Origin of the sequence: Pseudomonas sp. NGC7, assembly GCF_047159675.1 — a bacterium.
Taxonomy (GTDB): Bacteria; Pseudomonadota; Gammaproteobacteria; order Pseudomonadales; family Pseudomonadaceae; genus Aquipseudomonas; species Aquipseudomonas kermanshahensis.
The window spans coordinates 4,609,631-4,621,589 of sequence record NZ_BAAFZY010000001.1; the positions used below are offsets into that span (position 1 = coordinate 4,609,631).

Annotated in this window: 9 protein-coding genes; 5 read left to right on the forward strand and 4 right to left on the reverse strand. The window is 61.5% G+C overall.

Going from position 1 to position 11,959, the window contains the following annotated elements; translation table 11 throughout:
- Nucleotides 1-2 precede the first annotated feature (2 nt).
- Nucleotides 3-2,414 carry a DNA translocase FtsK gene (locus ACMCNM_RS20725; RefSeq protein ID WP_412765948.1) on the reverse strand — a complete coding sequence of 804 codons (2,412 nt, stop codon included), beginning with the start codon at nucleotides 2,412-2,414 and terminating at the stop codon, nucleotides 3-5.
- Between the two features lie 403 nt (nucleotides 2,415-2,817).
- On the opposite strand from ACMCNM_RS20725, the gene aat reads away from it, so the two are divergent.
- The 3 genes from aat to infA all read left to right on the forward strand — a co-directional run bounded on the left by aat (nucleotide 2,818) and on the right by infA (nucleotide 4,583).
- Nucleotides 2,818-3,498, forward strand: a complete 681-nt coding sequence (aat, locus tag ACMCNM_RS20730) for a leucyl/phenylalanyl-tRNA--protein transferase (RefSeq protein ID WP_186681201.1) — start codon at nucleotides 2,818-2,820, stop codon at nucleotides 3,496-3,498.
- Between the two features lie 56 nt (nucleotides 3,499-3,554).
- Nucleotides 3,555-4,262 (forward strand): arginyltransferase, encoded by a 708-nt coding sequence (locus ACMCNM_RS20735; RefSeq protein ID WP_027592734.1) that lies wholly within the window; start codon nucleotides 3,555-3,557, stop codon nucleotides 4,260-4,262.
- 102 nt (nucleotides 4,263-4,364) lie between these two features.
- Complete coding sequence (infA, locus tag ACMCNM_RS20740) at nucleotides 4,365-4,583, forward strand: translation initiation factor IF-1 (protein WP_002553999.1); 219 nt, start codon at nucleotides 4,365-4,367, stop codon at nucleotides 4,581-4,583.
- Nucleotides 4,584-4,751: 168 nt separating this feature from the next.
- Here the strand turns inward: infA and clpA are convergent, their stop codons facing one another.
- Together clpA and clpS are read right to left on the reverse strand one after the other, a co-directional pair.
- Nucleotides 4,752-7,022 (reverse strand): ATP-dependent Clp protease ATP-binding subunit ClpA, encoded by a 2,271-nt coding sequence (clpA, locus tag ACMCNM_RS20745; RefSeq protein ID WP_186681204.1) that lies wholly within the window; start codon nucleotides 7,020-7,022, stop codon nucleotides 4,752-4,754.
- 30 nt (nucleotides 7,023-7,052) lie between these two features.
- On the reverse strand, nucleotides 7,053-7,415 hold the full coding sequence (clpS, locus tag ACMCNM_RS20750) for an ATP-dependent Clp protease adapter ClpS (RefSeq protein WP_003251220.1): 363 nt from the start codon (nucleotides 7,413-7,415) through the stop codon (nucleotides 7,053-7,055).
- Between the two features lie 230 nt (nucleotides 7,416-7,645).
- On the opposite strand from clpS, the gene cspD reads away from it, so the two are divergent.
- Nucleotides 7,646-7,924: a cold shock domain-containing protein CspD gene (gene cspD / locus ACMCNM_RS20755; protein ID WP_186703742.1), complete on the forward strand. Its 279-nt coding sequence runs from the start codon at nucleotides 7,646-7,648 to the stop codon at nucleotides 7,922-7,924.
- Nucleotides 7,925-7,993: 69 nt separating this feature from the next.
- On the opposite strand, the gene icd is transcribed toward cspD, so the two are convergent.
- Nucleotides 7,994-9,250, reverse strand: coding sequence for an NADP-dependent isocitrate dehydrogenase (icd, locus tag ACMCNM_RS20760; RefSeq protein WP_027592737.1), 1,257 nt, complete (start codon nucleotides 9,248-9,250; stop codon nucleotides 7,994-7,996).
- 414 nt (nucleotides 9,251-9,664) lie between these two features.
- Between icd and ACMCNM_RS20765 the strand changes: the two genes are divergently transcribed.
- On the forward strand, nucleotides 9,665-11,890 hold the full coding sequence (locus ACMCNM_RS20765; RefSeq protein WP_027592738.1) for an NADP-dependent isocitrate dehydrogenase: 2,226 nt from the start codon (nucleotides 9,665-9,667) through the stop codon (nucleotides 11,888-11,890).
- Nucleotides 11,891-11,959: the final 69 nt, after the last annotated feature.

The window sequence follows — 11,959 nt, forward strand, 5'->3', positions numbered from 1 at the left end:
CATCAATCGCGCGGGCCGCCTGGGGCTATCACTTCCCGCGAGCCGTTGCTGTTCATCGGGGTGACCACGCCGGCCATCTCCATTGCCTCGATCATGCGTGCGGCACGGTTGTAGCCGATCTTCAGCTTGCGCTGCACAGCCGAAATGGAGGCACGGCGGCTCTCGAGCACGAACTGCACGGCTTCATCATACAGTGCATCGCTTTCCGAATCGTCGCCGTCACCACCACCGCCGCCACCTTCGAAGCCGCTGCCGGCCTCTTCGACGCCGTTGAGGATGTCGTCGTTGTAGTCCGGCGCGCCACGCAGCTTCCAGGCTTCCACCACGCGGTGCACTTCGTCATCGGAAACGAACGCACCGTGCACGCGGATCGGCAGGCTGGTGCCGGGTGGCATGTACAGCATGTCACCGTGACCGAGCAACTGCTCGGCGCCACCCTGGTCGATGATGGTGCGGGAGTCGATCTTGCTCGACACCTGGAACGCCATGCGCGTCGGGATGTTGGCCTTGATCAGGCCGGTGATCACGTCAACCGACGGGCGCTGGGTGGCGAGGATCAGGTGAATACCGGCGGCCCGCGCTTTCTGAGCGATACGGGCGATCAGTTCTTCGACCTTCTTGCCGACGATCATCATCATGTCGGCGAATTCGTCGACCACCACCACGATGGTCGGCAGGGTCTTCAGCGCGGGTGGCTCGTCGTCCATGCTCTCGCGACGGTACAGCGGGTCGTGGATGACCTCGCCGGCCTCCTGAGCGTCCTTGATCTTGCGGTTGAAGCCGCCCAGGTTACGCACGCCCATCGCGGCCATCAGCTTGTAGCGCCGCTCCATCTCGGCGACGCTCCAGCGCAGCGCGTTGGCGGCGTCCTTCATGTCGGTAACCACCGGGCACAACAGGTGCGGGATGCCTTCGTAGATCGACAGTTCGAGCATCTTCGGGTCGATCATGATCAGCCGCGCGTCTTCCGGGCCGGACTTGAACAGAATCGACAAGATCATCGCGTTCACACCCACCGACTTACCAGAACCGGTAGTACCGGCCACCAGCAGGTGCGGCATCTTGGCCAGGTCGGTGATCACCGGTTTGCCACCGATGTCATGGCCCAAGGCCAACGCAACCGGCGACTTGGACTCGTCGAACTGCGGCGACGACAGCACTTCAGAGAAACGCACCATCTGCCGGTTTTCGTTAGGGATCTCGATACCCACGGTGGTCTTGCCCGGGATCACCTCGACCACGCGCACGCTGGTCACCGCCAGCGAGCGCGCCAGGTCCTTGGCCAGGTTGGCGATACGGCTGACCTTGACCCCTGCCGCGGGCTGGATTTCGTAGCGGGTAATGACCGGGCCTGGGTGGATGGAGTCCACCGAGACTTCCACGCCGAATTCCTTGAGCTTGATTTCCAGCAACTGGCCAACACCGGCCAGGGATTCTGGCGAGTACTCGATCTTTTTCTGCTCGGCCGGATCGAGAATGGAGATCGACGGCAACGTGCCTTCCACAGCGCTGTCGACGAACAGCGGGGTCTGTTTTTCCTTCATCACCCGCTTGCTCGGCTCCGGCGCCTTGGCCGGGGCTGGCGGGATGATCACTGGCGCCGCAGGTTGCTCGCGGGGCACCACTGTCTCGCGCGCCACCACGGGTTCACGCGGTGGGGCAGGCCGGGCGGGCGACTCTTCGCGCTCGACGCTACGCTCACGCAGCTGAGGCTTGACCGGCTCGCGCTTCTGTGCAGCCGCTGGCGCGGTGTTGAAACTCGGTTCATCCACCTCACGCAACTGCGCCTCCAGGCGCTTGCGCTCGTTGCGGGCTTCCCACCAGCGGTTGGCGGCGCCTTGCACCAGCTCGAACAGGTCGAGGGTGATCTTGCCGGTAAGGTCCATCACTTTGAACCAGGACAGGTCGGTGAACACCGTCAGGCCAAACAGGAACAGGGCAATGAACATCAACGTGCTGCCCTGCACGTTCAGCAGGCTGCGCGCCAGTTCGCCCAGGCTTTCGCCGAGGGCACCGCCCGCGGAGAACGGAATGCTCGCCGGCGGGTGGAAATGGATATGCGCCAGGGCTGCGCCCGACAGCACCAGGAACACCAGCCCGATCAGGCGCCAGGAGAACAGCCAGCCGCTCCATTCCCAGGGTTGGTGGCGCTCGCGGAAGATCTGCCAGGTCTTGATCGCCAGCAGCAGCGGGAAGATGTAGGCGAAATAGCCCAGCACCATGAACAGGATGTCGGCGAAGTAGGCCCCTGCTCGCCCGGCGGCGTTTTGCACCTGGTCAATGTTGCTGGTGTGGCTGAAGCCAGGGTCGGAAGTGTCGTAGGTCAGCAGCGCCATCCACAGGTACAGGCACAGGGCGCCGACAGCGATCAACGCACCTTCCTTGAGACGATAGTGCAGCTGCTGCCGCCACATAGGCACTGGCAAGGGAGCTGGAGTTGCGGTGGATTTCTTCAAAACGCGTCTATTCCTGCGCGTGCTGCGCGTCCAATAGTGATCGGCCGGTGTCTGGCCAATGAACCACTACTTTTAACATTACTGCCCGCCAGCCGCCATGGCGGCGCGCCGCACATGGGCTTGAGGGGGCTGCTTTCACTTAGCTGCAATTTGAGCATGCATTTTCTTTTGTGACAAAGGCTTATGCTGTGTTTTTGCACAGGTGTGACAGCAAATGTCTCGGATGGTGCCTGAGGCCTCATGAATGTGTAGGAAAATGCCTAAAGGGCTGCCTTCGCTACGGCGAATGAACCGCAGTGATTGACCCTGCTTTTCAGCCACGCCATGCTGACCACTCCCCTCCCCCACCGCACGATAGACCATGCTTACCTGGCTGACCCGCGACTCGCTGACCTTTCCGCCCCTGGAAAAGGCCCTGCACGAACCCAACGGCTTGCTCGCCGCCGGCGGCGACCTGAGCCCCGAGCGCCTGGTGCAGGCCTATCGCCACGGCTGCTTCCCCTGGTACCAGGACGGCCAGCCGATCCTCTGGTGGTCACCCAACCCTCGCACCGTGCTGCTGCCAGACGAACTGCACGTCTCGCGCTCGCTGGCCAAGTTCATGCGCCAGGGCCACTACCAGGTCAGTTTCGACACCGACTTCGCCGGCGTGATCGCCGCCTGCGCCGCGCCACGTGACTACGCCGACGGTACATGGATCACCGACACCCTGCGCGCGGCCTACTGCGAGCTGCACCGGCTCGGCTACGCCCATTCGGTGGAGGTGCGCCAGGATGGTGAGCTGATCGGCGGCCTGTACGGCCTTGCCATGGGCCGCCTGTTCTTCGGCGAATCGATGTTCAGCCGCGCCGACAATGCCTCCAAGGTCGGCTTCGTGACCCTGGTCACACACCTGCGCCAGGCCGGTTTTGTGCTGATCGACTGCCAGATGCCGACCAACCACCTGCACAGCCTTGGCGCGCGCGCCATCAGCCGCGCCGACTTTGCCGACTACCTCGCGCGCTACCTCGACCAGCCCAACAGCGCCACCTGGGTTCCCTAGGCGAGTTCTCAGAGCTGGCTTACACTTAAGGCAAAGTCTCACCGAAGGGGTTGATCATGACAGAGTTGGCGCGGTTGAAGTTTTATGCCACTCAACCCCACTCCTGCAGCTACCTGCCCGAGGAGCAGGCAACCACGCTGTTTCTCGACCCCAGCCAGCCAATGGACGTGAACGTGTACGCCGACCTGTCGGAGATGGGTTTTCGGCGCAGTGGCGATCACCTGTACCGCCCCCATTGCCAAAACTGCAACGCCTGTGTGCCAGCACGCATTCCGGCGGCGCGCTTCATCCCCAACCGCCAGCAACGGCGCATTCTCAAGCGCAACGCCGACTTGACCGTGACCGCCGCACGCCCGGCGTTCAAGGAAGAGTATTTCGACCTGTACCGGCGCTACATCGAGACACGCCACGCCGACGGCGACATGTACCCGCCCAGCCGTGATCAGTTTTCCACCTTCCTGGTACGTGACCTGCCCTTCTGCTGGTTCTACGAGTTCCGCCTGGCAGGGCGCCTGCTGGCGGTGGCGGTATGCGACCTGCTGCCCAACGGCTTGTCGGCGGTCTACACCTTCTACGAGCCCGATGAGGAGCGCCGCAGCCTGGGCCGTTTCGCCATCCTCTGGCAGATCACCGAAGCCCTTCGGCAGAACCTGGAGGCGGTTTACCTCGGGTACTGGATCAAGAACTGCAAGAAGATGAACTACAAGACCCAGTATCGCCCCATCGAGCTGCTGATCAACCAGCGCTGGGTCACCCTCAACTGAAAGCATTGGCTTGAAATACTATTTTCCGGCATAATCCACGCCACTTTTTTGCCCGGTGCGGTTATGCGTCGGGCCAACACTGGACACCGAGGGCTCAACTGCATGTCGAAAGAAGACAGCTTCGAAATGGAAGGTACTGTCGTCGACACCCTGCCCAACACCATGTTCCGCGTGGAGTTGGAAAACGGGCACGTCGTAACCGCGCACATCTCCGGAAAGATGCGCAAGAACTACATCCGTATTCTCACTGGCGACAAGGTCCGCGTCGAACTGACACCTTACGACCTGAGCAAAGGCCGCATCACGTATCGTGCGCGCTAAGCCCAAGCCATGAAAAAGCCCGGCCAAGTGCCGGGCTTTTTTGTGCCTGCAAGAGTGGTTGGGCTGCTTTGCAGCGCATTCGCAGCGCAAGGCTGCTCCTACCTGGGAATGTGACACCCTGTAGGAGCAGCCTTGCGCTGCGAATGGGCCGCAAAGCGGCCCCCGCTATCACGCCACCTCAGCCGTGGTTTCGAAGTCGAACACCAACTCGCCATCGCGCAAGTCGACGTGCACCACGCCGCCATGCTCGGCAAGCTCACCGAACAGGATCTCTTCAGCCAGCGGCCGCTTGATCTTGTCCTGGATCAGCCGCGCCATCGGCCGTGCACCCATCTGCACGTCGTAGCCCGACGCCGCCAGCCAGCCTCGTGCGTCATCACTGACCTCCAACAGCACACGTTTATCTTCCAGCTGCGCCTGCAGTTCGATAAGGAACTTGTCGACGATGCTCTTGATGGTTTCGTGGCTCAGGCGGCCAAACTGGATGATGGTGTCCAGGCGGTTGCGGAACTCCGGCGTGAAGCTCTTGCGAATGACTTCCATGGCATCGGACGCATGGTCCTGATGGGTAAAACCGATCGAAGCCCGCGCCGCAGTCTCAGCCCCGGCGTTGGTGGTCATGATCAGGATCACGTTACGGAAGTCCGCCTTGCGCCCGTTGTTGTCGGTCAGCGTGCCGTGGTCCATCACCTGCAGCAGCAGGTTGAAGACTTCAGGGTGCGCCTTCTCGATTTCGTCCAGCAACAACACGCAATGCGGCTGCTTGGTGATCGCCTCAGTCAACAGGCCACCCTGGTCGAACCCGACGTAGCCAGGCGGTGCACCGATCAAGCGCGAAACGGTATGCCGCTCCATGTACTCGGACATGTCGAAGCGCACCAGCTCCACACCCAGCGCCTTGGCCAACTGCCGCGCCGCTTCGGTCTTGCCGACACCGGTTGGCCCGGCGAACAGGAACGAACCCACCGGTTTATCGGGCGCCTTGAGCCCCGCACGGGACAGCTTGATCGCCGTCGCCAGCGAGTCGATGGCCGCGTCCTGCCCGAACACGGTCAGCTTCAGGTCACGCTCAAGGTTGCGCAGCAGCTCCTTGTCGGAACTGGTGACATGCTTCGGCGGAATCCGCGCGATCTTGGCGACGATGTCTTCGACTTGTGGCACCTCGATACGCTTGACTCGGTTTGCCTCAGGCTGCAGGCGCTGGTAGGCACCCGCCTCGTCGATCACGTCGATGGCCTTGTCCGGCATGTGCCGGTCGTTGATGTAACGCGAGGCCAGCTCTGCAGCGGCGCGCAGGGCTTCGTCGCTGTACTCGATGTTGTGGTGGCTCTCGAACCGGCCCTTGAGCCCGCGCAGGATCCCCACGGTGTCTTCCACCGAAGGCTCGCTGACATCAACCTTCTGGAAACGCCGCGCCAGGGCACGGTCCTTCTCGAAGATGCCGCGGAATTCCTGGAAGGTAGTCGAACCGATGCAGCGAATATCGCCAGACGACAGCAGCGGCTTGAGCAGGTTGGACGCATCCATGACCCCACCGGAAGCCGCACCGGCGCCGATGATGGTGTGGATCTCGTCAATGAACAGGATCGCCTGCGGGCGTTTGCGCAGTTCGCCGAGCAGCGCCTTGAAACGCTTCTCGAAGTCGCCGCGGTACTTGGTACCGGCCAGCAGCGCACCCAGGTCGAGGGAATACACCACGCTCTGGGCCAGCAGGTCAGGTACCTGGCCGTCGACGATACGCTTGGCCAGGCCTTCGGCGATGGCCGTCTTGCCCACCCCGGCCTCACCGACCAGCAGCGGGTTGTTCTTGCGCCGGCGCGCCAGGATCTGCGCAACACGCTCGACTTCCTGCTCACGGCCCACCAGCGGGTCAATACGCCCGGCACGTGCCAGTTCGTTCAGGTTGCTGGCATAGGCGTCCAGTGGGTTGCTCGACGATGACGTTTCGCCACCGTCCTCGTCCTGCATCTCCTGGTCGCCTTCGGTGTTAGGGCCATGGCCCGGCACCTTGGAAATACCGTGAGCGATGTAGTTGACCACGTCGATACGGGCCACGCTCTGCTGCTTGAGCAGGAACACGGCCTGGCTTTCCTGTTCGCTGAAGATCGCCACCAGCACATTGGCGCCGGTCACTTCGCGCTTGCCGGAGCTCTGCACATGGAACACGGCACGCTGTAGCACACGCTGGAAGCCCAGGGTCGGCTGGGTTTCGCGGTCTTCGTCGTTGACCGGAATCAGGGGTGTGGTGGAATCGATGAACTCTTGCAGGTCGTGCTTGAGTTTGTCGAGATTGGCGCCACAGGCGCGCAGAACGGTCGCAGCAGCCTCATTGTCAAGGAGTGCCAGCAGCAGATGTTCGACGGTCATGAACTCATGACGCTTCGAACGAGCCTCCTTGAAGGCCAGATTGAGGGTGACTTCGAGCTCGCGGTTTAACATAGCTTCACCTCATACCCAAGTGGTCGGCGATTAACCGTCCTTCTCGATTTCACAGAGTAGCGGATGCTGGCTTTCCCTGGCGTATTGGTTGACCTGCATGGCCTTTGTTTCGGCGATGTCACGGGTAAACAATCCGCACACTGCCCGCCCCTCGGTATGGACGGTCAGCATGATCTTGGTCGCCAGCTCGCGGTTCAGACTGAAGAACGTCTCGAGCACTTCGACGACGAAATCCATTGGTGTGTAGTCATCGTTGAACAAAACCACCTTGTACATCGGTGGCGCCTGCAGGATCGGCTTGGCTTCCTGGACAGCAAGACCTGAGCCGTCGTCCTCATTCGATTGCGGGCGATCCTGATTGAATGTTAGTCGAATCTCACTAGGTGCATGCATGGAAAGAATTTCATCATGATCGACAGGTTAAAGTTGTGGGTTGAGCGCAAAGTCAGCCTCCGGCGCACGCGCCGCATGACCTTGACTATCGGCAAAACGGTGTTACAACCAATAAGAACCCACCGTGGTCGATAAAGATCCGCGCAGTCAACCAGATTTTTCGCATGGTTCGTATGCGGATGAAGTGGATGATACTCCAGTGATGGAGTCCTTTGCAGAGGGACATAGGGATGGCAAGCGGTAAAGTCAAGTGGTTCAACAATGCCAAGGGCTACGGATTCATCAACGAGGAAGGTAAATCCGATGACCTTTTCGCTCATTACTCGGCCATCCAGATGGACGGATATAAGACGCTGAAGGCTGGCCAGTCCGTGGAGTTCGACATCATCCAGGGCCCCAAAGGCCTGCACGCGGTCAACATAAAGGACGCCGCTGCCGCTAAGGACGCCGCTGCCGCTGCGGCTGCCAAGGCCCAAGGCCAGACTGCAAGCGAAACCGCCAGAGCCTGACCACTGCTCCGTGTGGGTATACGAAAAAACCGGTCGCCTCTTTAGCCAGGCGACCGGTTTTCTCTTGCCTCACATATGCTTGATCATCTCATCGCCAAAGCCCGAGCTGCCCACCAACGTCGCCCCGTCCATCAGGCGTTCGAAGTCATAGGTCACGGTCTTGGCGGCAATCGCGCCATTGGTGCCCTTGATGATCAGGTCGGCCGCCTCGGTCCAGCCCATGTGGCGCAGCATCATCTCTGCAGACAGAATCACTGACCCCGGGTTGACCTTGTCCTGCCCGGCGTACTTGGGCGCGGTGCCGTGGGTGGCCTCGAACATGGCCACGGTATCCGACAGGTTGGCACCCGGCGCAATGCCGATACCACCCACCTCTGCTGCCAGGGCGTCGGACAGGTAGTCACCGTTGAGGTTGAGGGTGGCGATCACGTCGTATTCAGCGGGGCGCAGCAGGATCTGCTGGAGCATGGCGTCGGCGATGGCATCCTTGACGATGACCTCACGCCCAGTCTTGGGGTTTTTGAACGTCATCCAAGGGCCGCCGTCGAGCAGCTCGGCAGCAAACTCGTCACGGGCCACCTCGTAGCCCCAATCCTTGAAGGCCCCTTCGGTGAACTTCATGATGTTGCCCTTGTGCACCAGGGTCAGCGACTCGCGGTCGTTGTCCACCACGTATTGCAGGGCCTTGCGCACCAGGCGCTTGGTGCCCTCGCGGGAAACGGGTTTGACGCCGATACCGCAGTCCTGGTCGAAACGGATCTTAGTGACGCCCATTTCCTCCTTGAGGAACTTGATCACCTTGTTCGCCTCGGGCGAGCCGGCTTTCCATTCGATGCCGGCGTAGATGTCTTCGGAGTTCTCGCGGAAGATCACCATGTCGACATCGCCCGGTTTTTTCACCGGGCTCGGTACGCCCTGGAACCACACCACCGGGCGCAGGCACACGTACAGGTCAAGCTGCTGGCGCAACGCCACGTTCAGCGAGCGGATACCGCCCCCGACCGGCGTGGTCAGCGGGCCCTTGATCGACACCACGTACTCGCGCACCGCATCGAGGGTTTCCTGCGGCAGCCAGGTGTCCTGGTCGTAGACCTGAGTGGCCTTCTCACCCGCGTACACCTCCATCCAGGCAATCTTGCGCTTGCCGCCGTAGGCCTTCTGCACGGCGGCGTCCACGACCTTGATCATCACCGGCGAGACATCGACGCCAATCCCATCGCCTTCGATATAAGGAATGATGGGGTTATCGGGCACATTGAGCGAATGGTCTGCATTGACGGTGATCTTGGTGCCGTCGGTCGGAACCTTGATTTTCTGGTATCCCATGCTTGCACTACTCCGCTTTCGGGTGTGATTGGACATCCTGCAATCCAATGAGCCTAAACCACATCTGCTGACCTGCAAGGGCTGCGACATCGCGCCACATTGCCCCTACGTCTTTGGTCTTATAAATGGCGCCGATGTCACTTGGCCTTGCTGATTAGCCCAAAGGGTTTGATATACTCCGCCGCGACCGAAGGGTCATTGGGGCGATCCCTAGGAAAATGCGGCTCGCCCTTGGCCAAGAACGGCCACAAAGCCTGGGCTGTTACCGCAGTTCAGCACTTGACGCTCGACTGATGCATCCACCATCACCGCTCGCAGCCTCTCGACTTTCCGCTCATGGCGTCGCCAGGGCGAAGCGCCTACCCTGCGCACCTCGAGACTCGAGTACGCTCAGCACATAGAGAGTTAACCCGCATGCCCACCCGTTCCAAGATCATCTATACCTTCACCGACGAAGCCCCCGCCCTCGCCACCTACTCGCTGCTGCCGATCGTCGAAGCCTTCACCGCTTCCGCTGACATCGCCGTCGAAACTCGCGACATCTCCCTGGCCGGCCGTATCCTCGCGGCATTCCCGGAGCAACTGGGCGCCGAGAAGCAAGTAGGCGATCACCTGGCGGAACTGGGCCAACTGGCTACCACGCCTGAAGCGAACATCATCAAGCTGCCGAACATCAGCGCCTCGGTACCGCAGCTCAAGGCCGCGATCAAGGAACTGCAAGGCAAGGGCTTCAACATCCCTGACTACGCCGACGAGCCGTCCACCGAGGCCGAAAAAGAATCTCGCGCCCGTTACGACCGCATCAAAGGCAGCGCCGTTAACCCGGTACTGCGCGAAGGCAACTCTGACCGCCGCGCGCCGCTGTCGGTCAAGAACTACGCACGCAAGCACCCGCACAAGATGGGCGCCTGGGCTGCCGACTCGCAGTCGCACGTTGCCCACATGACCCAAGGCGACTTCTACGGCAGCGAAAAAGCCGCCCTGATCGAGGCTGACGACAGCCTGCGCATCGAGCTGGTCGCCAAAGACGGCACCACCACCGTCCTGAAAGCCAAGACCGCGGTCAAGGCTGCCGAAATCGTCGACTGCGCGACCATGAGCCGCAAAGCCCTGAAAGCCTTCATCGCCGAGCAGATCGCCGATGCCAAGGCCTCCGGCGTGCTGCTGTCGGTGCACCTGAAAGCCACCATGATGAAGGTCTCCGACCCGATCATGTTCGGCGTCATCGTCGAAGAGTTTTATAACGACGTGCTGGCCAAGCACGCCGCTGCACTGGCTGAAGTAGGCTTCAACGCCAACAACGGCATCGGCGACCTGTACGCCCGCATCAAAGACCTGCCAGCTGACAAGCAGGCCGAGATCGAAGCCGACATCCAGGCCCTGTACGCCGTTCGCCCGGCCCTGGCCATGGTCAACTCCGACAAAGGCATCACCAACCTGCACGTGCCGAGCGACGTCATCGTCGACGCCTCGATGCCGGCCATGATCCGTGACTCGGGCAAGATGTGGAACACCGCCGGTGAGCTGCAAGACGCCAAGGCGATCATCCCGGACCGCTGCTACGCCGGCATCTACCAGGCCACCATCGAAGACTGCAAAGTCAACGGTGCCTTCGACCCAACCACCATGGGCAGCGTGCCGAACGTTGGCCTGATGGCGCAGAAAGCCGAAGAGTACGGCTCCCACGACAAGACCTTCCAGATCCAGGCCGATGGCGTGGTTCGTGTGGTCGATGGCAAAGGCCAGGTCGTGCTGCAGCAGAACGTCGAAGCTGGTGACATCTTCCGCATGTGCCAGACCAAAGACGCGCCGATCCAAGACTGGGTCAAGCTGGCCGTCAACCGTGCCCGCCTGAGCAACACCCCGGCGGTGTTCTGGCTGGACCCGGCTCGCGCCCACGACGGCGTGATGATCGAGAAAGTCCAGAAGTACCTGAAGGATCACGACACCGCTGGCCTGGACATCCGTGTCCTGGCACCGGTCGATGCCATCAAGTTCTCCCTGGCTCGCATCCGCGAAGGCAAGGACACCATCTCGGTGACCGGCAACGTGCTGCGCGACTACCTGACCGACCTGTTCCCGATCATGGAGCTGGGCACCAGCGCCAAGATGCTGTCGATCGTCCCGCTGATGAACGGCGGTGGCCTGTTCGAAACCGGCGCTGGCGGTTCGGCACCGAAGCACGTGCAGCAGCTGGTTGAAGAGAACTTCCTGCGTTGGGACTCGCTGGGTGAATTCCTGGCCCTGGCCGCTTCCCTGGAGCACCTGGGCAACACCTACGACAACCCGCGCGCCAAAGTCCTGGCCAACACCCTGGACCAGGCCACCGGCAAGTTCCTCGACACCAACAAGTCGCCTTCGCGCAAAGTCGGTGGTATCGACAACCGCGGCAGCCACTTCTACCTGACCCTGTACTGGGCCGAGGCCCTGGCTGCTCAGGCTGACGACGCCGCCCTGCAGGCACGCTTCGCACCGCTGGCAAAAGCCCTGGCCGAGAACGAAGCGACCATCGTCGCCGAGCTCAACGCCGTTCAAGGCAAGCCGGCCGACATCGGCGGCTACTACGCCCCGAATGCCGAGCTGACCGCCAAGGTGATGCGCCCAAGCCAGACCTTCAACAGCGCCATTGCCGCCCTGTAAGGTCCGCTTGAAGTAACCCCACAAACCCCGGCCACGCACCGGGGTTTGTGCTTTCTGGATCTTGGGGGC